This window comes from Desulfomicrobium salsuginis (assembly GCF_054657795.1).
On record NZ_BAAHYA010000002.1, the window covers coordinates 1,882,660 to 1,903,022 of the forward strand.

Annotated in this window: 16 protein-coding genes; 9 read left to right on the plus strand and 7 right to left on the minus strand. The window is 65.0% G+C overall.

All coding sequences use genetic code 11. The annotated features are described in order from the left end of the window. Positions 1-72 precede the first annotated feature (72 nt). Genes ACYQ3G_RS15495 through ACYQ3G_RS15505 form a run of 3 tightly spaced genes read left to right on the plus strand, consistent with a single transcriptional unit; the run spans position 73 to position 5,750 of the window. A complete protein-coding gene (locus tag ACYQ3G_RS15495) occupies positions 73-1,464 on the plus strand; it encodes an efflux transporter outer membrane subunit (protein ID WP_459827152.1) in 1,392 nt (463 codons plus the stop codon). Next, positions 1,461-2,648 (plus strand): efflux RND transporter periplasmic adaptor subunit, encoded by a 1,188-nt coding sequence (locus ACYQ3G_RS15500; protein ID WP_459827155.1) that lies wholly within the window; start codon positions 1,461-1,463, stop codon positions 2,646-2,648. The genes ACYQ3G_RS15495 and ACYQ3G_RS15500 overlap by 4 nt, the downstream gene beginning before the upstream one ends. Before the next feature lie 3 nt (positions 2,649-2,651). Beyond that, on the plus strand, positions 2,652-5,750 hold the full coding sequence (locus ACYQ3G_RS15505) for an efflux RND transporter permease subunit (RefSeq protein WP_459827159.1): 3,099 nt from the start codon (positions 2,652-2,654) through the stop codon (positions 5,748-5,750). 504 nt (positions 5,751-6,254) lie between these two features. Here the strand turns inward: ACYQ3G_RS15505 and rbp are convergent. Continuing rightward, positions 6,255-6,524: an RNA-binding regulator gene (rbp, locus tag ACYQ3G_RS15510; RefSeq protein ID WP_028578026.1), complete on the minus strand. Its 270-nt coding sequence runs from the start codon at positions 6,522-6,524 to the stop codon at positions 6,255-6,257. A 293-nt stretch (positions 6,525-6,817) separates the two neighbouring features. On the opposite strand from rbp, the gene ACYQ3G_RS15515 reads away from it, so the two are divergent. From ACYQ3G_RS15515 to ACYQ3G_RS15535, 5 genes are all read left to right on the plus strand, one after another. Beyond that, positions 6,818-7,729 carry a glycyl-radical enzyme activating protein gene (locus ACYQ3G_RS15515; RefSeq protein WP_459827162.1) on the plus strand — a complete coding sequence of 304 codons (912 nt, stop codon included), beginning with the start codon at positions 6,818-6,820 and terminating at the stop codon, positions 7,727-7,729. After that, positions 7,730-10,090 (plus strand): trans-4-hydroxy-L-proline dehydratase, encoded by a 2,361-nt coding sequence (gene hypD / locus ACYQ3G_RS15520; RefSeq protein ID WP_459827165.1) that lies wholly within the window; start codon positions 7,730-7,732, stop codon positions 10,088-10,090. Positions 10,091-11,938: 1,848 nt separating this feature from the next. Then, positions 11,939-12,679: a glutamine ABC transporter substrate-binding protein GlnH gene (gene glnH / locus ACYQ3G_RS15525; protein WP_459827168.1), complete on the plus strand. Its 741-nt coding sequence runs from the start codon at positions 11,939-11,941 to the stop codon at positions 12,677-12,679. Between the two features lie 56 nt (positions 12,680-12,735). Next, positions 12,736-13,410, plus strand: a complete 675-nt coding sequence (locus ACYQ3G_RS15530) for an amino acid ABC transporter permease (RefSeq protein WP_459827171.1) — start codon at positions 12,736-12,738, stop codon at positions 13,408-13,410. After that, positions 13,407-14,141 (plus strand): amino acid ABC transporter ATP-binding protein, encoded by a 735-nt coding sequence (locus tag ACYQ3G_RS15535; RefSeq protein ID WP_459827174.1) that lies wholly within the window; start codon positions 13,407-13,409, stop codon positions 14,139-14,141. The genes ACYQ3G_RS15530 and ACYQ3G_RS15535 overlap by 4 nt, the downstream gene beginning before the upstream one ends. Positions 14,142-14,194: 53 nt before the next feature. Here ACYQ3G_RS15535 and ACYQ3G_RS15540 read toward each other — a convergent pair whose 3' ends face one another. The 6 genes from ACYQ3G_RS15540 to ACYQ3G_RS15565 form a co-directional block, all read right to left on the minus strand. Beyond that, entirely contained in the window at positions 14,195-14,899 is a 705-nt protein-coding gene (locus tag ACYQ3G_RS15540; RefSeq protein WP_459827177.1) for a hypothetical protein, read from the minus strand. After that, positions 14,886-15,407, minus strand: a complete 522-nt coding sequence (locus tag ACYQ3G_RS15545) for a hypothetical protein (RefSeq protein ID WP_459827180.1) — start codon at positions 15,405-15,407, stop codon at positions 14,886-14,888. Before ACYQ3G_RS15545 ends, ACYQ3G_RS15540 begins: the two co-directional genes overlap by 14 nt. A gap of 76 nt (positions 15,408-15,483) precedes the next feature. Further along, positions 15,484-16,209, minus strand: a complete 726-nt coding sequence (locus ACYQ3G_RS15550; protein ID WP_459827183.1) for an RluA family pseudouridine synthase — start codon at positions 16,207-16,209, stop codon at positions 15,484-15,486. A gap of 73 nt (positions 16,210-16,282) precedes the next feature. Continuing rightward, a complete protein-coding gene (locus ACYQ3G_RS15555; RefSeq protein ID WP_459827186.1) occupies positions 16,283-18,535 on the minus strand; it encodes a CHASE domain-containing protein in 2,253 nt (750 codons plus the stop codon). 206 nt (positions 18,536-18,741) lie between these two features. Next, positions 18,742-19,275, minus strand: coding sequence for a ferritin-like domain-containing protein (locus ACYQ3G_RS15560; protein WP_459827189.1), 534 nt, complete (start codon positions 19,273-19,275; stop codon positions 18,742-18,744). A gap of 48 nt (positions 19,276-19,323) precedes the next feature. Then, a complete protein-coding gene (locus tag ACYQ3G_RS15565; RefSeq protein ID WP_459827192.1) occupies positions 19,324-19,464 on the minus strand; it encodes a hypothetical protein in 141 nt (46 codons plus the stop codon). Between ACYQ3G_RS15565 and ACYQ3G_RS15570 the strand changes: the two genes are divergently transcribed. Continuing rightward, positions 19,463-20,341 (plus strand): DMT family transporter, encoded by an 879-nt coding sequence (locus ACYQ3G_RS15570; RefSeq protein ID WP_459827195.1) that lies wholly within the window; start codon positions 19,463-19,465, stop codon positions 20,339-20,341. The genes ACYQ3G_RS15565 and ACYQ3G_RS15570 overlap by 2 nt on opposite strands. Positions 20,342-20,363 lie beyond the last annotated feature (22 nt).

The following is a 20,363-nucleotide window of genomic DNA, read 5'->3' on the forward strand; positions in this document are numbered from 1 at the left end:
TCCAGCCCGCTCCGGCCCCAGCCCCGGATGCGGCTTCCCCAAGGACTGCCCCTCCCATCCGGAGCATGCCCCATGAGACTGCTGTTTCTTCTCCTTCTTCTGGCCGGCTGCCGCGCCTTCACCCCCGAACCGGCTCCGCAGGCCGTCCTGCCGCAGGCCTACCGCGTGGAGGCCGGAGACCGTGCCGTGCCCGAAGCGTGGTGGAGGGAACTCGGCAGCCCGGAACTCGACGCCCTCATGGACGAGGCCTTCCACTCGGCCCCGGACCTGCGCACGGCCCTGGCCAGGCTGGACCAGGCCCGCGCCGCCGCGGCCAGAACGGGGGCCGCGCTGTGGCCGTCCGTGACCGCCGACGGCGATGCGGCCCGCAACTGGTCCAGGATCAGGCAACGGAACGTGGTCGAAGCCGACGCCTACGGATTGGGCCTGGCCGCGAGCTACGAGCTGGACCTCTGGGGGCGGGTGCGCTCTCTGCGCAGCGCCGACAGTCTTGCGGCCGAAGCCAGTCTTGAGGACCTCCGCACCGCGGTACTGTCCCTGAGCGGCGAGATCGCCGAGGCCTGGGTGGGCCTGTGCTCGGCCCGCGAGCAACTGGCCATCCTCGAAGCCCAGCAGCGCACCAACGCGGACATCGAGTCCGCCCTGAGCCTGCGTTTCGCCAATTCCCTGGCTTCGGCCCTGGACGTGCTGCAGCAGCGCGAGGCCGTGGCCGAGAACACCACGCGCATCATCGCCGTGCAAGCCGAGGCGGCGCGCCTGGAGAACAGGCTGCACCTGCTCCTGGGCAAGGCCCCGGGGAGCCTCGACCTTTCCGCCGCCGCCCGCCTGCCGCAGGCTCAGCCCTTCCCCGACACGGGCCTGCCGGCCGATCTGCTGCGCGACAGGCCCGACATCCGCGCCTCCTGGCGGCGGCTCATGGAAGCGGGCTGGAACGTGGCGGCGGCCAGGGCCGACCGCATGCCGGCCCTGCGCCTGTCCGGCCGCTTCGAGCAGAATGGGGACGACGTGGGGCGCATTTTCGACAACTGGCTCGCCAACCTGGCCGCGTCCCTGACGGCGCCCATCTTCGACGGAGGCGCACGCGCGGCCGAGGTCGAGCGCCAGCGGGCCGTACGGGACGAACGGTTGGCCGCATACGAGAAGGCCGTCTTCACGGCCTTGTCCGAGGTGGACACTGGCGTAAGCGACGTGCTCAAGCAGTCCGACCTCATCGACGCCCTGGACCTCCAGCTCGAGGCCGCGCGCTCGGCCCTGCAGAGCGCCAGGGTCCGCTACGGCAACGGTGTTCTCGAATACGACACCGTGCTTTCCCTGCTGCTCAAGGTCCAAAGCCTCGAACGCACCAGAATCCAGGCCAAGGCCTCCCTGCTGAACTTCCAGACCGGCCTGTGCCGGGCCCTGGGCAGAGGCTGGCGGCAGGCCTTCCCCGACCAGACCGCAACCACGGAACCGGACGCGTCATGATCATCCCCGAGTGCGACAGCTCAAGGCCCCTGCCTTCCAAGGTCAGGATCGTCATCGTTCTCCTGGCCGTTCTCGTCATCGGCGCCGGAGTCTTCACCGCCGTCCGCTTCATCCAGACCCGGCCCAAGCCGCCCCAGCGTCCGCCGGCGGTCATCGCGCCTCTGGTCGAGGTCATGACCGCCAAGGCCGGGCCGGAAACGGTCGTGGTCCGCGCCATGGGGACCGTGGTCCCGTCGCGCCGGACGCTCATCCGGCCCGAAGTGTCCGGCGTGGTGCGGGAGGTGTCCCCGGATTTCCTGCCCGGCGCCACCGTGAAGGCCGGAGCGCCGCTCCTGCGTCTGGAAACCGAGGACTTCCGCCTGGCCGTGAGCGCCCGGCAGGCCGACCTGGACAGCGCCCGGGCGGCCCTGGACCTCGAACTCGGGTACCAGCAGGTCGCACGGCACGAACTCGAATTGCTGCAGAAATCCGGCAAAGCCCTGGAGGACCCGAACCTGGCCCTGCGCAAACCGCAGCTGGCCCAGGCCAGGGCCAAGGTCCTGCAGGCCGAAACGGCGCTGGACCAGGCCCGGCTCGACCTGAAGCGCACGACCGTGGCCGCGCCGTTCACGGCTCTGGTGCTCGACAAGCAGGTGGAGATCGGGTTCCGGATCGGACCGACCGACACCCTGGCCACCCTGGTCGACGCAAGCGAGTACTGGGTCGAGACGACGCTGCCCATGGACCGTCTGCCCTGGGTTTTCCTGCCGGAAAAGGGCAAGCCCGGTTCCTCCGTGCTGGTCCGCTCCCAGGCCAGCGGCGCCCAGCGCGAAGGGCGCATCCTGCGCCTGCGCGGCGACCTGGAGGACCAGGGCCGCCTGGCCCGCGTGCTGGTCAGCCTGCCGCGCCCCCTGGAGACATCGCCCGCGCCTATCCTGCTGGGCGAGTATGTCCGGCTGGACATCGAGGGCAAACGCCTCGATCAGGTCGTGCGTCTGCCGCGCTCGGCCCTGCGCGAGAACGACACGGTCTGGGCCGTACAGAACGGCACCCTGGACATCCGGCCCGTGGACGTGGCCTGGCGCGACACCGAAACCGTGCTGGTGGAAAGCGGGCTCGCGGCGGGCGACGTCATCGTGACCAGCGAACTGGCCACCCCCATCCAGGACATGCCCCTGACCCTGGCCCAGGGCGCGGGAAACTGAGCCATGCGCGACAGGATACAGCACGGCGCCATCGCCTGGATGGCCTCCAACCCGGTGGCCGCCAATCTGATCATGCTCATCTGCCTGGTCGGCGGCTTCATCATGAGCACGCAGATCAAGCAGGAGGTTTTTCCGGAGTTCGAGTCCGACATCGTGACCGTGACGGTGCCCTACCCCGGCGCCAGCCCCGAGGAAGTCGAGAAGGGCATCGTCCTGGCCATCGAGGAACGGGTCACGGGCCTGGACGGCGTCAAGAAGGTCACGTCCTCATCCGTGGAGGGCGCGGGCACGGTCACGGTGGAGGCCCTGGCCGGAGCCGACGTCGAGCGCCTGGCCCAGGACGTCAAGAGCGAGGTGGACCGCATCACCTCCTTCCCCGAGGACGCCGAGACCCCGGCCGTGGTCATCGCCTCCAACCGGCGCCAGACCATGTCCGTGGCCGTGTACGGGGCCATGGACGAACGGGTGCTGCGCGAAGTGGCCGAGACCGTGCGCGACGAACTCCTCCAGGATCCCGAAATCACCCAGGTGGACTTCAGCGGCGTGCGCGACCTGGAAATCGCCGTGGAAATCCCCGAGGCAAAGCTGCGCGCCCACGGCCTGACCCTGCGGCAGGTGGCCGACATCATCGGCCGTTCGGCCCTGGAACTCCCCGGCGGCAGCGTCAAGACCGACCAGGGCGAAATCCTGGTCCGGGTCAAGGACCGGCGCGACCTGGGCACCGAATTCGCCTCCCTGCCCATCGTCACCACGCCCGAAGGTTCCATCGTCCGTCTGGAGGACCTGGCCACCGTGACCGACGGCTTCGAGGACACGGACCTCTTCGCCCGCTACAACAACCAGCCCGCCGTACTGCTCAACATCTACCGCGTGGGCGACCAGACGCCCATCTCCGTGTCCGACGCGGTGCAGCGGCACATGGAACGGCTGGAGAGGATGCTGCCGCCGGGCGTGCATCTGGCCAAGCGCAACGACAGCTCCGACGTCTTCCGCCAGCGCATGGACCTGCTGACCCGCAACGGGATCATGGGCCTGGGCCTGGTCTTTCTGCTCCTGGCAGTATTCCTGGAGATCCGCCTGGCCTTCTGGGTCAGCATGGGCATCCCCATCTCCATCATGGGGTCCTTCCTGGTGCTGCCCGCCTTCGGTGTGAGCTTCAACATGGTCTCCATGTTCGCCTTCATCATCACGCTGGGCATCGTGGTCGACGACGCCATCGTGGTCGGCGAAAACGTCTACCAGCAGCAGGAGCGCGGCCTGACCGCCCTCAAGGCCGCGACCAAAGGCGCGCGCAACGTCGTGGTGCCGGTGACCTTCTCGGTCCTGACCAACGTTGTGGCCTTCATGCCCATGTTCTTCGTGCCGGGCACCATGGGCAAGATCTTCTGGGCCGTGCCGGCCGTGGTGGTCAGCGTCTTTCTCATCTCCCTGGTGGAGAGCCTCTTCGTCCTCCCGGCCCACCTCGGGCACCAGAAGGCCGGCGGGAAATCATGGTTCAGCGTCGTGCACAAGGCGCAGGCCCGGTTCAGCGCCGGATTCCTGAACGCGGTCAGGTCCTTCATCGCCCCATTGCTCCTGTGGACCATCCGACTGCGCTACCTGACCCTGGCCATGGCCGTGGCCGTGCTGGCGGGGACGGTCGGGTACGTGGCCAGCGGACGCATGGGCATGGTCATGTTCCCGCGGGTTGAGTCCGACTTCGCCTACGTCGAGGTGGCCATGCCCTTCGGCGCCCCCGTGGCCAGAACCGAGGCGGCCATCGACCGCATGGTCCGCATGGCGACGGAACTGGCCGCGGAAAACGGCGGCGAAGCCCTCGTGGAGGGAGTCTACTCCCAGGTCGGAACCAGCAACGGCGGGCACGAGGGCTCGGTGCGGGTCTTTTTGACTCCCCCGGAACGGCGGCCGATGGGCACCGCGGAATTCACCCGCCGCTGGCGGGAGCGCGTGGGGCCCATTGCCGGGGCCGAGTACGTCAAGTTCGAATCCGACCGCGGCGGACCGGGCTCAGGGGCGGCGCTGACCGTGGAGCTTTCCCACCGCTCCACGGACATTCTCGAACGTGCCGGGCAGGAGCTGGCCCAGGCCCTGACCAAGTACGCCCAGGTTTCGGACATCGACGACGGCTTTTCGGCCGGCAAGGTGCAGCTCGACGTGCGCATCCGGCCCGAGGGGCGCAGCCTCGGCCTGACGTCCCAGGACGTGGCCAGACAGATCCGGGCCGCGTTCTTCGGGGCCGAGGCCCTGCGCCAGCAACGCGGCCGCAACGAGATCAAGGTCATGGTCCGCCTGCCCAAGGACCAGCGCATCTCCCTGCAGAACATCGAGGACTTCCTGGTCCGCACGCCGGCGGGCACGGACGTGCCCCTGCGGGAGGTGGCCGACGTGGCCACGGGCCGCTCCTACACCAGCATCGACAGGAGGGACGGCCGCCGCGTCATCTCCGTCACGGCCGACGTGAACCCGCCCTCCGAGGCGGCCGGCATCCAAGACGTCCTCAAGGACACGTACCTGCCGCAGCTGCGGGACCGCTACCAGGGCCTGGAGTTCAGCTTCGAAGGGCAGCAGGCCGACATCCAGGAAGGCGTCAAGGCCCTGCTCTTCGGCCTGGGCATGGCCAACCTCTGCATCTTCGCCCTGCTGGCCGTGCCGCTGAAGAGCTATGTCCAGCCGCTGATCATCATGTCGAGCATCCCCTTCGGCATCGTCGGGGCCGTGTTCGGGCATCTGATCATGGGCTACAGCATGAGCCTCGTCTCCCTCTTCGGCATCGTCGCCCTCACGGGCGTGGTGGTCAATGACTCCCTGGTGCTCATCGACTGCGCCAACGGCAAGCGCCGTCTCGGCGAGGCGGCCCTCAGTTCCATACACGGAGCGGCAGTGGAGCGCTTCCGCCCCATCCTGCTGACCACGGTCACGACCTTCGGCGGGCTCGCGCCCATGATCTGGGAAACATCGCGGCAGGCGCGCTTCCTCATCCCCATGGCCCTGTCCCTGGGGTTCGGCATCGTCTTCGCGACGTTCATCACTCTCGGGATCGTGCCTTCGCTGTACATGGTCCTGGAAGACATCAAGCGCTTCGGGCGACGCCTGCGCGCATAGGAGGCGGAAATGGAAATAGGGGTGATCGTCCTTCTGGCCGCAGCCGGAGCCGCGCTGGCCTGGTTCTGGATGGACGGGGTGGTCAGCGGAGACCGCCGCATGAGCCACAGGCCCTGAGGGGCGCGGCAGCCTCTTCCGGAGGAAGGGGAAAAGGAAGAAGAGGTTTCGACTTCTGACAAGCGTTGAATAGGACAGGAAGCATGGATCCCCGCCTCCGCGGGGATGACGCTCCTGCAGTGCGGCAATCCCGGGTTCTATTCCGGGACCGCCATGACGCAACGTCACGGTGTCATCCCCGCGAAGGCGGAAATCCATGCCCTGAAAGCCGCTCGCAAAAACTTCGGTTTCCGCAATCGCCTCTGACCCTGCGTGAGAGGGCGACCCCTCAACGACTGTGCGGCCCCGCCTGCAATCTGCCACATCATCACGAAGCAGTGTCCCCTCACGGCGGAAGGCAAAAAAAAACCCTGCCGGAGCAGGGTTTCATGGCTCAGATCGACGCGACTACCATCTGGGCCGACGTTCACGCTCGGGACGCGGACGGGCTTCGTTGACCTTCAGGGAACGTCCGCCGTAATCGGCGCCGTCCAGGGCGGCGATGGCCTCTTCGGCGCCGCTCTCCATCTCCACGAAACCAAACCCGCGGGCTCTGCCTGTCTCACGGTCGGAAATGAGTTTCACATTGGCAACCTGGCCGTAGGTGGCAAACAGGTTTTCCACGTCCTGCTCGGTGGCACTCCAGGGCAGGTTTCCGACATAAATGTTCTTCGACATGATGCACTAGTCTCCTGTAAAAAAAACTGAACAATCCAGGTTGAGTCTCCCATCGGATCGTCGCGCCTTTGGGCCAAACCCCTTCCCGTCACCTCGTACCACGCACCAGCCGGATGGCTGATACATGGCTGTGGAAAATACGTGCTTTACACTAAAGAGGCAAGAGTTTCTTTGAAAAAGGGGAACAATTGCCGCTCTCTTTTCAACGCTGCCCGTTGCCTGTATCTCCATGTCCCCGGCAAACTCGTTTTGCTTGTAAAAGATAACGATATTCATTATTGAATTCCATGACCATGGACACCCTCTCAGGCACACTTTTCGCCATCAAGCGCTACGCCCTGCACGACGGCCCCGACCTGCGCGTCACCGTCTTCCTCAAGGGCTGCCCCCTGTCCTGCGCCTGGTGCCACAACCCCGAAGGCATGCGCCCGGCCGTGCAGATGCTGAGCCTACCCGGCCGCTGCGTGGGCTGCGGCGAATGCCTGACGGCCTGCCCCAGCGGCGCCCTCTCGGCCGGACAAGGCGCCGTGGAGCGAGATGCCAAAGCCTGCACGGCCTGCGGGACCTGCGCCGAGGTCTGCCCGGCACTGGCCCACGAGGCCTTGGGCAGGCGCTGGACCGTGGCCGAAGTCATGGCCGAGATCGAGAAGGAACTCCCCTTTTTCGCGGACAGCCAGGGCGGCGTGACCTTCTCCGGCGGCGAGCCCCTGGCCCAGCCCGATTTCCTCGAAGAACTCCTGCTGGCCTGCGGCCGCCTCGGCGTGCACCGCGCCGTGGACACCAGCGGCTTCGCGGCACCCAAAACCGCGCTGCGCATCGCCCGCCACACGGACCTCTTCCTCTTCGACCTCAAGCACATGGACCCGGCCGCACACCGCCACGCCACGGGCGTGGACAACGCCCCCATCCTCGCCAACCTCCATCTCCTGGCCGAGGCCGGAGCGCGCGTCCAACTGCGCCTGCCCCTCATACCTGGCTTCAACGACGGCGATGAAAACCTGCGGCAGACAGGCCGCCTGGCCGTCTCCCTGCCGGGCGTGGACGGCATCGACGTGCTGCCCTACCACGCCACGGCCAAAGGCAAGTACGCCAAGCTCGGCCTCCCCTACCCCGGGGCCGACATCCCCGCCGCCGACCCGCGACAAACGGAGCGGGCCGCGGAAATCTTGCGCAACTGCGGGCTTCGGGTCCGCATCGGAGGATAGATGAACGACAGGATCGCCCGCCTGCGCCGGGAAAGCTTCGAGACCGAGCCCTCCATCTCCATCGAGCGCGCCCTCCTCGAAACGGCCTTCTACCGCGAGAACTACGGCACATGTTCCCTGCCCGTGCTGCGCGCCATGGTCTTCAAGGACCTCTGCGAAAAGAAGACCCTCTGGCTCGGCGACGGCGAGCTCATCGTCGGCGAACGCGGCCCGCGGCCCAAATGCGTGCCGACCTTCCCCGAGCTGACCTGCCACTCGGCCGAGGACCTGCGCGTGCTGAACTCCCGGCCCATGACCCGCTACCACGTGTCCGAGGAGGACATCGCCGCCTACGAGCGCGAGGTCATCCCCTACTGGACGGGGCGGTCCATGCGCGACCGCGTCTTCTCCCAGGTGCCCGCCGAGTGGCGCGCAGCCTACGAGGCCGGCCTCTTCACCGAATTCATGGAGCAGCGCGCCCCGGGCCACACGGCCCTGGACGGTACCATCTACTCCACGGGCATGCTCGACTTCAAAACGCGCATCGCCGACCGCCTGGCCCGCCTGGACTACCTGCACGACCCCCTGGCCTCGGACCGCGCCGAACAGCTCCGGGCCATGGACATCGCCTGCGACGCGGCCATCGTCTTCGCCGAACGCCACGCCGACCTGGCCTGGGAAAAGGCCAAGACCGAAGCCGACCCGGCCCGCAAGGCCGAACTGCTGCGCATCGCCGAGGTCTGCCGCCGCGTCCCTGCCCACGCCCCGCGAAACTTCTGGGAAGCCCTGCAGATGTACTGGTTCGTGCACCTGGGCACCATCACGGAACTGAACGGCTGGGACGCCATGACCCCCGGCCATCTGGACCAGCACCTCGCCCCCTTCTACGAGCAGGGTCTGGCCGACGGCACCCTGACCCGCGAGTCGGCCAAGGAGCTGCTCTGCTGCCTGTGGATCAAGGTCAACAACCACCCCGCCCCGCCCAAGGTCGGCGTCACGGCCAAGGAGAGCGGCACCTACAACGACTTCACCAACATCAACCTCGGCGGCCTCAGGCGTGACGGCTCCGACGGCGTGAGCGAGGTCTCCTACCTCATCCTCGAGGTCGTGGACGAACTGCGCCTCCTGCAGCCCCAGACCAGCGTCCACGTCAGCCAGAAGACCCCAGACGCCTTCCTCAAGGCCGCCGCCCGCGTCATCAAGAACGGCTACGGCTACCCGTCCGTCTTCAACACCGACGCCGTGGTCATGGAGCAGATCCGCGTCGGCAAGACCGTCGAGGACGCCCGCGAGGGCGGCTGCTCGGGCTGCATCGAGACCGGCGCCTTCGGCAAGGAAGCCTACATCCTGACCGGCTACCTGAACGTGCCCAAGGTCCTGGAACTGGCCCTGAACGACGGCCGCGACCAGCTCACCGGCCGCCAGATCGGTCCGCACACCGGCGACCCGCTCGCCTTCGCATCCTTCGAGGACCTCTACGCCGCCTTCACCCGCCAGCTCCAGTGGGTCGTGGACCTCAAGGTCCGCGTCAACAACTACATCGAACGCATGTACGCCGCCCACTCGCCCGCGCCCTTCCTGTCCACGGTCATCCACGACTGCATCGAAAAGGGCCTGGACTACTACAACGGCGGGCCGCGCTACAACACCAACTACATCCAATGCTGCGGCATCGGCACCGTCACCGACAGCCTCTCGGCCATCAAGACCCACGTCTTCGACACCACCGCCGTACCCATGGACCGGCTCCTCACATCCCTGCGCGCCAACTTCGACGGCGCCGAGGCCCTGCGCCTCAAGCTCTGGAACAAGACCCCCTTCTTCGGCAACGACGACGACCGCGCCGACGACATCATGCGCCGCGTCTACGACTCCCTCTTCACCGCCATCGACGGCCGCCCCAACACCAAGGGCACGGCCTACCACCTGAACATGCTCTCCACCACCTGCCACGTCTACTTCGGCAAGATGCTCGGCGCCTCGGCCAACGGACGCCTCGCGCACCTGCCCGAGTCCGACGGCACCTCGCCCTCCCACGGCGCGGACCGCAACGGCCCCACCGCCGTGGTCAAGTCCCTGTCCAAAATGGACCAGATCAAGTCCGGCGGCACCCTCCTCAACCAGCGCTTCCTCCCCGACGTCCTCAAAACCGACCAGGACCTCGACAAGCTCTGCCGCCTCATCCGCACCTACTTCCGCCTGAACGGCCACCACATCCAGTTCAACGTCGTGGACACCGAAACCCTGCGCCACGCCCAGGCCAGCCCCGACGAATACCGCAGCCTCCTCGTCCGCGTGGCCGGCTACAGCGACTACTTCGTCGACCTCGACCTCGACCACCAGGAGGAGATCATCCGGCGGACCGAGCAGGAGATGGCGTAGGAGATCCCTCCGGCGGGCCTCTTCTCGGCCGCCAACCGCCTGAAGTCGTTCATCTACTCTGGAAAATTTACTGAACTTGACGTACACAACTGGAAAATTTGCTGAACTTGACGCACAAACATTGAAATGAATGCCGAAAGGGATTTCGCGGCAAGAACTGTCTTGATTCTCCCCCTGCCAAGGGGGAGTACCCGAAGGGGGAGGGGGTATTCCCCTGAACCGACACGTCAGGTCAGAGCAAGAAGCAACCACCCCGCCCTTCGGGCACCCCTCCTTGGCAGGAGGGGAGTTGGAGCGGCTACTGTCCGATCTTCATGCTTTGTGCGTTCGCGACCTCCGATGAGTTTTGGCGGGCCTATTCTCGGTCGCAAACGGCTTGAGCTGATCCATCATGCCGTGGAAAATTTGCTGAACGTGACGCACAAACATTGAAATGAATGCCGAAAGAGATTGCGCGGCAAGAACTGTCTTGATTCTCCTCCTGCCAAGGGGGAGTACCCGAAGGGGGAGGGGGTATTCCCCTGAACCGGCACGTCAGGTCAGAGCAAGAGGCAACCACCCCGCCCTTCGGGCACCCCTCCTTGGCAGGAGGGGAGTTGGAGCGGCTACTGTCCGATCTTCATGCTTTGTGCGTTCGCGACCTCCGATGAGTTTTGGCGGGCCTATTCTCGGTCGCAAACGGCTTGAGCTGATCCATCATGCCGTGGAAAATTTGCTGAACGTGACGCACAAACATTGAAATGAATGCCGAAAGAGATTGCGCGGCAAGAACTGTCTTGATTCTCCCCCTGCCAAGGGGGAGTACCCGAAGGGGGAGGGGGTATTCCCCTGAACCGGCACGTCAGGTCAGAGCAAGAGGCAACCACCCCGCCCTTCGGGCACCCCTCCTTGGCAGGAGGGGAGTTGGAGCGGCTACTGTCCGATCTTCATGCTTTGTGCGTTCGCGACCTCCGATGAGTTTTGGCGGGCCTATTCTCGGTCGCAAACGGCTTGAGCTTACCCATCATGCCGTGAAGAATTTGCAGAACTTGACGCACACAACTGGAAAATTTGCTGAACTTGACGCACAAACATTGAAATGAATGCCAAAAGGGAGTGCGCGGCAAGAACTGTCTTGATTCTCCCCCTGCCAAGGGGGAGTACCCGAAGGGGGAGGGGGTATTCCCCTGAACCGGCACGTCAGGTCAGAGCAAGAGGCAACCACCCCGCCCTTCGGGCACCCCTCCTTGGCAGGAGGGGAGTTGGAGCGGCTACTGTCCGATCTTCATGCTTTGTGCGTTCGCGACCTCCGATGAGTTTTGGCGGGCCTATTGTCGGTCGCCAACTGCTTGAGGTTACCCGTCATGCCTTGAACAGAACTTGACGCACACAACTCAACGCAAAACACTGCCTCCTGCGGCTAGGGGACGCGTCCCCTGCACCCCGTCCACGTTCTTCCCAACCTCACGCACCGCCACAAGCGTGTCGGCATGGTCCGGGCCGGGGCTGTCGCCCGTCCGACTGAGCCAGGCATCGTTTGCTTCCCGGCCGCTACCGAACCAAACACCGCAACCCCGCCAAATCGCAAGGCCGGGAAGCATTACGAGGCCCGCGAAGAAGTTCCGGCAGCCCCGGCCCGGACCGCGCCGACACGCGCCCCCCGCACATGACGCAACAACACCACCTCCACCGAACAAAGGCCCCACAACTGTTCCTCTCATCGAACTACTCATTCCTTCCAGAACAACAAACGTCCGCTTTTCAGCCATTCATCTTGCATTTTCCCGGTTTTTGGCCGATGCAAACAAGGATTTTCCGCCATACCGGCTGACCCAACCGTTTTTCATCCATCATCCGCAAGGAGGCTCCATGAAACGCATTCTGCTTTTCGCCGCCCTGGTCCTGGCCCTGTGCGCGACCACCGCGTCGGCCAAGAAACTGATCGTGGCCACGGACACCAATTTCCCGCCCTTCGAGTTCAAGGACCCTGAATCCGGCAAGCACACCGGCTTCGACGTGGAGCTCTGGGACGCCATCGCCAAGGAAATCGGGGCGGAATACGACCTCCAGCCCATGGACTTCAACGGCATCATCCCCGGCCTGCAGTCCGGCCAGCTCGACGTGGGCATCGCCGGCATGACCATCAAGCCCGAACGCGCCGAGGTCGTGGACTTCTCCGACCCCTACTACAACGCGGGCCTGCTGATCCTGGTCAAGGCCGACAACAACGACATCACCGACGTCAAGGGACTGGCCGGCAAGGTCGTGTCCACCAAGCTCGGCACCACCAGCGAAGACTTCGCCAAGAAGGAAGCCGGCGCCAAGGAAGTCAAGCTCTTCCCCAACAATGACGCCATGTTCATGGAACTCCTGGCCGGCGGCGCCGACGCCGTCATCTTCGACTCCCCTGTCGTGTCCGAGTTCATGCGCACCGCCGGCAAGGGCCAGGTCAAGGTCGTCGGTCCCCTGTACATGGGCCAGTCCTACGGCATCGCCTTCCCCAAGGGCAGCGACCTGGCCGCCAAGACCAACGCCGCCCTGAAGAAGCTCAAGGACAGCGGCGCCTACCGCGAACTGTACATCAAGTGGTTCGGCACCGAGCCCAAGTAAGCCCCGCACATCATCCCCGGAGGCAGGCACAGGCCTGCCTCCGTTCCGAGACATCCATGGCCTTCCAGTTCGAACCTAGCGTAGTCGTCGACACCCTGCCCATGCTCATGCGCGGCGTCTGGTACACCATCTACCTGACCGTGGGCGGACTCTTTTTCGGATTTCTCCTCGGCGTGACCGTCGGCCTGATGAAGATCGCCCGGCCCTGGCTGGCGCGCAAGGTCGCCGGGACCTACGTCGAACTCATCCGCGGCACGCCCATGCTGGTCCAGGCCATGTTCCTCTACTACGGCGTGCCCATGGCCGTGGGCATCCGCATCCCGCCGCTCATGGCCGGCATCATCGTCATCGCCGTCAACTCCGGCGCCTACATCGCCGAGATCGTGCGCGGCGCCATCCAGTCCATCAACGTCGGCCAGACCGAGGCCGGACGCTCCATCGGCCTGACCCGGGCCCAGACCATGCGCTACATCATCTGGCCCCAGGCCTTCAAACGCATGATCCCGCCGCTGGGCAACCAGTTCATCATCAGCCTCAAGGACACGTCGCTGCTCATGGTCATCGGCGTGGGCGAGCTGCTGCGCACGGGACAGGAGATCGTGGCCGTCAACTTCCGGGCCTTCGAGGTCTACATGGCCGTGGCCATGGTCTACCTCGTCATGACCATGAGCATCGCCAAGGCTCTGAAAATGCTGGAAAACAGATTGATCAACAGGACGAAGCGGGCATGATCGAGATCAGGAATCTGCACAAGAGTTTCGGGGACCTGGAAGTCCTCAAGGGCGTCGACCTGACCGTGAGCGCCGGCGAAGTGGTCTGCATCATCGGGCCCTCGGGCTCGGGCAAATCCACGGTGCTCAGGTGCATCAACCGCCTGGAGACGCCGACCTCGGGCACCGTCGTCGTCGACGGGCACGACATCATGGACCCGCGCACGGACATCAATTACGTCCGTACCGAGGCGGGCATGGTCTTTCAGCAGTTCAACCTGTTCCCGCACATGACCGTCCTCGACAACGTCACGCTGGGGCCGGTCAAGGTCCGCAAGATGCCCAAGGCCGACGCCGAGCACCTCGGCTACGACCTGCTGGCCAAGGTCGGTCTGGCCTCCAAGGCCGACGCCTTCCCCGAGCAGCTCTCGGGCGGCCAGAAGCAGCGCGTGGCCATCGCCCGCGCCCTGGCCCTGCAGCCCAAGGTCATCCTCTTCGACGAGCCCACCTCGGCCCTGGACCCGGAACTCGTCGGAGAAGTGCTTGAAGTCATGAAAAAGCTGGCGGCCGAAGGCATGACCATGATCGTCGTCACCCACGAAATGGGCTTCGCCCGCGAGGTGGCCGACCGCGTCATCTTCATCGACCAGGGTGTGATCCAGGAGGAAGGCGCGCCGAAAGATTTCTTCGGCAACCCCAAGAACCCCCGCTTGCGGGACTTCCTGGGCAAGATCGTCGGCACGGGCCGGTAGGTTCCGGGTGAAGTCCGGGCGCCGAGTCCTGCTGAAAGGAAAGAGCGGCCGTTTCAGAAGGGACTGAGCGCTGCAAGACGCTCCAGGCGCCGCACAAGAATCGGCAGGCGTCGCTGGCTCCCGGCATCCCCTGGAAGATATCCGGGCAGGGCATCGAGGAAATCAACCTGTTTCAGTAGGTCCGCGAACTGACTGCCAAGGTATCGGCGGACTTCCGGTTCGGCGTTCTCGATCTCATCAACGATCTCCGCGCGTCCGTCCACGACCGAGACAATGTCTTCCATGTCATGGCTGAGCATGAAATCGCCCCCGCCCCGCCCATGATAAGCCTCCAGTTTCGTAGCCAGAAAATATACGGGACTGACGCACCGGATCTTCACTGAATCCGCAACCACGATCTCTGCATTCCTGGCCGCATCTGCGTACCATCGGTTTGAAAAACCCAAAACCGTCGGCTCCGTGGGCATGACGTCAAGCACGATCGGGCCGTTCCGGAAACGGCAGATCACGGTTTCGTCCATGGCTTCGCGAAAGCCCCGCGCCCGGAGCCTATCCTGGAATGCGTAATACTCCCCACGGGTCATTACTTCGACAATGACATCGATATCGAGGGTGGGACGCATGGACGGGGCCGCCGGATCCGTGACCAGCAAGCCGGCCACCGCGCCCCCAAGGAAAACCACCTCTTCGGCAAGCTCGCCCAGCAGGCGCGCGGTCTCGATGACGCGCTCGACGCCGGCCTCCCTATTCCGCCGCACGCCGCAACGTCTCCAGCAGCATCTTCTCGGCCAGGGAGCGCTCCCGCGCCCGGCCTATGCGCATGGCGTCGAGCAGGGCCAGGGCCGCATACAGGGCTTCGTCATGCCTGGCGGCCTCCACGGCCGCGGGAAACAGGGGAGTCAAGGCGGCGCCGCGCACCAGTCCTTCGGGATGCGGCCAGACATACAACTCCATCTCCGCGGATTCCGGATACAAAGGATGGTTGAGGACCGGCGCCGCAAAACCGGTCGGAACCCCTCTGGTCACAGGCCCGATATCCGGCGCAAAGGCGTACTTCACGCCATGCACGAGAAATTCCTCGCACGCCCTTCGGTGCGGCCGTTTGGTCTGTTTGTTGAACAGGCGGGCATGATCGAGTCTGCCGACCCCTTTGTGCACTTCCGACGCGCTCATGCGCAGCTCGTACGCCAGTTGATTGTAGGACCACGACCTGACGGGTTCCAGGGCCAGCTTGAGCAGGATCACCATATCTTGCGGCTTCAGCATAGTCCTTATTTCCTATTCGCGAATCGCGAATAACACAAGCGCGTCATGGACAGTTTTCGCACGGCAGCCGACGGAACTACAAACCAGGCTCCGGGGTCGGTTCGGCCAGCTTCCCCACCAGCTGCGCAAAGGCCGCCGGCACGGACGCCGTCAGCGTCATGCTTTTTCCCGTGAAGGGATGGGCGAACGTGACGGACTTGGCGTGCAGGGCCAGGCGCGGGAAGGAGTCGCCGCCCGCCCCGTACTTCCTGTCCCCGACCACGGGGTGGCCCAGGTCCGCCATCTGTACGCGGATCTGATGCTTGCGGCCCGTCAGCAGCTCTATCTCCAGAAGCGTGTGCTCCCCCCGCTCCTGCACCACCTTCCAAGCCGTACGCGCAAGCTTGCCCTGGGCCGTGTCGCGGGTGGAATAGACCTTGTGCACGCCGCTCTCCACGAGGTGCGAGATGACCAGGCCCGAAGGCTTGTCCATGCGCCCGTGAACCACCGCCGCATAGACCTTGGTCGTTTCGGCCCAGCGCTCCTGCAGGGTCCGCTTGGCCTGTTCGGACTTGGCGAAAATGACCAGGCCCGACGTTTCGCGGTCAAGGCGGTGGACGATGAATATCCTGTTGCGGGACTTGGAGTTGCCCTTGCGCACGTAGTCCGTCAGGGCGAAATAGGCCGTGCGCTCCTTTTCCGTGTCCGTGGCCATGGTCAGCATGCCGGCGGGCTTGTCCACGACGATGATGTCGCGGTCTTCGTGGATGATGCGCAGGTTCGGCGGCAGGTGCCGCGCGCCGGGACGCGAGGGGGCGGTCATGACGTTGCCTGTGGTTGACGTTTGCGTAGAGGCCGGCTTCTACGCCTTCGGCCGGTTGCGGTAAAGCCCGCGTTCATGCGCCACGCCCCGCCTCGGCCGGCGCTTCGTTCTCCCGGCCGGAGACCAGCCGCTCGAGCGTTTCAAAAAGACTCTTCATTTCAACCGGCTTGGCCAGATAGGCGTCCATGCCCGCGGCCAGTAACCGCTCCCGGTCACCGACCATGGCGTAGGCAGTCAGGGCCACGATGGGCACCTGCGCGCACTCGGCGTAGCGGGGGTCGGTCCTGATGATCCGCGTCGTCTCCAGCCCATCCAGAACTGGCATCTGCACGTCCATGAACACGAGATCCACCCGCTGCCTGCCCAATATGTCGAGGGCTTCCTGCCCGTTCCCTGCCAGCAGGACCTCGACACCGCGCTTGCCCAGCATGGCCGAGATGCCAAGACGGTTGACGGGCTCGTCCTCCACCAGCAGCACGCGCAGGGAAGCCGTCAGCCGGCCGGGTTGGAAACCGAGCTCGCAGCATTCGGCCGCGGCTTCCCGCTCCGCCACGCCAAAGGGCAGGGCGACGGCAAAGGTCGTCCCGACGCCGGGCTCGGTCTCCACGGACACGGTTCCGCCCATGAGGCCCACCAGCCCGCGTACAATGCTCAGGCCCAGGCCGGCGCCCTGCCTGCTTTTCTCGCCGGTGTTCTCCCCCTGCCTGAACGGCTCGAAAATGGACCCGAGACTCCTGTCGTCGATGCCCGGCCCCGTGTCCGCAACCAGGAAGAGAAAAATCCTGTCCCCGGCGGGATGAAACGGCAAGATGCAGACATCAAGCCGCACCGAACCGCTGCCGGTGAATTTCACGGAGTTGCCGAGAAGGTTCGAGAGGACCTGCAGCACCCGGTGCTCGTCGCCCTCGACCATGGCCGGCAGGTCGTCCGGGATGTGGACCGCGAGTTCGACGCCGGACTGGCGCGCGGCCGGCTGGAACAGCTCGCCAAGGGAATGCAGCAGCCCCCGCAGATTGAATGGGCCGCGCTGAATCTGGATCTTGCCGGCCTCCACGCGCGACAGGTCGAGGATGTCCCCCAGCAGGCGCGTCAGCCTGGTGCAGGAAAACACCGCCGTCGACGCGTAATCTTCCTGCTCCCCGTCGAGTTCCGTCATCTGCAGGAGCTGCAGCATGCCCATGATGCCATTCAACGGCGTGCGCAGTTCGTGGCTCATGTTCGCCAGGAACGCCGACTTGGCCAGATTGGCCGCCTCGGCCTGGTCCCGGGCCGCCTGAAGATCCTCCATGACCGCGGCCATGGCCGCTGCGTGCCGCACGGAACGCCTGCGCTGCAGCGACAGGGACCAGATCACCGCAAAAAGCAACAGGTCCACGGCCACGCCTCCGACCGCGATCATCAGCGGCTCGTCCGTGTGCATCCCGGCCTCGAACTCCGGCAGTGCGGCGAAACGGACCGTCCACGCCCGGCCAGGAAGCTCAATGGTCCGCTGGGCGACAAGGGCGCAGTCCTGCCCGAATACGCGGCCCCGTTGTGAGTCATAGAGCAGCGACCCCTCCTGCGCCCCGTCCCCGTCGTGGATGCGGAAGTGCAGGTTCGGCAGTCCATGGCCCAGGATTCCGCGCATCAGGTCCCGGATGCGGAACGGGCTATAGACAAAGCCCAGCAAGGCCGTCCGGCGCTGCTCTATGGTGTCGACGGGCAGGTCCGGACGGTAGAGGGGCAGGTACATGAGAAACCCGGGCTGCACGTCCTCGTCTGTCTCCTGCACCAGCGTGACCTTGCCCGACACCGCGGGCCGACCGCTGTCCCGGGCCTGGACCATGGCCGCCCGCCGCACGTCCTCTGAAAACATGTCGTAGCCGAAGGCCCGCATGTTCCGGCCGGAAAACGGTTCAAGATAGACGATCGAGCTGTACTGCTCCCGAGCCCCGCGGGGACGGACTGCATAGTCGGGAAACCCCTCGGCCCGCACCTGCCGTTCATGTCCGGCCAATTCTTCCGGGGAGATCATGAGGCTGAACCCGATGCCCTGGATGCCCGACCAGTAGGTATCGATCTGCAGATTTTCGACGAAAAGGCGCCAATCCTCGCGGGTCACGGCGTCCGAGGCCAGAAAGAGCCCGACGCCGCTGCGCAGCACCTGCTCATATTCCTGCATCCGCTTGGTGATGGCCAGCCCGGCCTTCTCCACCTCGAAGCCGAAACTGTCACGCAGATGGTTCTCCACCGACCTGGACGCAATCTGCCAGCTGAGCAGGGTGATGACTAGGGAAACGGCAAGCACGACCCACGCCGCTACGTCGCCGTGCAGGGTGTCGATCACGGTCCGTCGGGACGGATCTGTGGGCATCTCTGGAGATGAGGGCTGGGGCATGCGCACGTGTCTCCTCAGCGGGATAGGTTGCCACGATGAACGGATTCAATACGTTGGATAAACTTAACGCGGTTGGAGAATCAAGGCAAGCCGTGACAAAATAAGATGCGCGGGACAGGCCCGCGCATCACAGAAAAAGACAGGGAACAAAAGGCTCAGTTGCCGCCGCTGATCAAAAAGCCCTTGGTGGAGGGGCCCGTGGAGGCGGAGGTGCCGGCGATCTTCGACAGGTAGGTGTCGCCCAGGGTCTCGATGTGGTTGCCGACGTTGTCGAAGTAGTTCATGTGGGCCTGCTCCTCCTCGATGATGGTCTCGAAGAGCTTGGCGCTGATGGCGTCGCCGTTGTCGCGGCAGGTCAGCAGGAACTGGCTGTAGACGTCGATGGTGTCGTCTTCGAGCTGTGTGTCGTAAGGGTAGATGCTGTGCACGTTCTGACCCTTCTTCAGGTCGCCCTCGTAAGACGTGATCGGCTCGCCGCCGAGTTCCTTGACGCGTTCGGCGAACATCTCGGCGTGGCGCATCTCGTCGATGGCGATGAGCTTCATCTTGGCGGCCAGTTCGCCGTAGTCCATGCTGTCCAGATTGTAGTGCTGGTTCATGTACTGGGTGATGGCGAAGAGTTCCATGGCCCGGGCCTGGTTCAAGACGTCGATGACGCGGGCACGGCGTTCTTCTTTGGAAAGAGACATGATTTCCTCCTGAAATATGATGAGGTTGATTGATTCTGCAGACAATGTTCAAAGTCTACCAAAGACCGGGCTGGTGCGGCAAGCCATTTCAAAACCGATTTCCACACCGGCAGCCCCTTGATGCCGAAAGGCTTCGAGAGTAGACAGCGCATCTTCCCGCAACAGTTTTTTCGCCGCAAGGAACGCCATGCTCGTCTACGCCAAACTCGTCGGCTCCGTCTTCTTCTGGGGCGCAACCTGGATTTCCGGCCGCGTCCTGGCCCAGGACATGGGCCCCTTCTCCGCCGCCCTGCTTCGCTTCGTCACGGCTTCGGCCTTCCTGCTGTTCTGGTCCTGGCGCGTGAACGGCGCCTTCCCGGCCCTGCCGAAAAAGGACATCCTGCCCGTGGCCTTCCTCGGCCTGACCGGCATCTTCCTCTACAACGCCTTCTTCTTCACCGGACTGCAAACCGTCCCCGCCGGCCGCGCGGCCCTCATCATCGCCTCGGTGCCCGTCATCATCAGCATCATCTCAGCCCTCATGCTCGGCGAACACCTCACGCCTGGCAAGATCGCAGGCACCCTCCTGTCCCTGACGGGCGCCTCCATCGTCCTCTCCGGAGGCAACCCCCTGAAACTCTTCCAGGGCGGCCTGTCCCACGGCGACCTCATGATCCTGGGCTGCGTGGCCGCCTGGACCGCCTACTCCGTGGCCGGCAGCCGGGTCATGAAGCGGGTAAACCCGCTCATGGCCGTGACCTGGTCCTGCATCCTCGGCACCCTCATGCTGATCACCCCGGCCCTGACCCACGGCCTGCTGGACGATATCGGCCGCGCCAGCCTCGTGGACTGGGGCAACATCCTCTTCCTCGGCGTCGTGGCCACGGGCGTGGCCTTCACCTGGTACTACGCAGGCATCCGCGCCATCGGCGCCGCCCGCGCAGGCATCTTCATCAACCTCGTGCCCGTCTTCGCCATCGCCATGGGCTACGTCATCCTCGACGAACCCGTGACCTCCGCCCTGCTCACCGGCGGCGCCATGGTCATCTCCGGCGTGTACCTGGCCAACCGGCCGGGCGCGTCGTAGGGGAAAGAAGAGGATGCCTCCG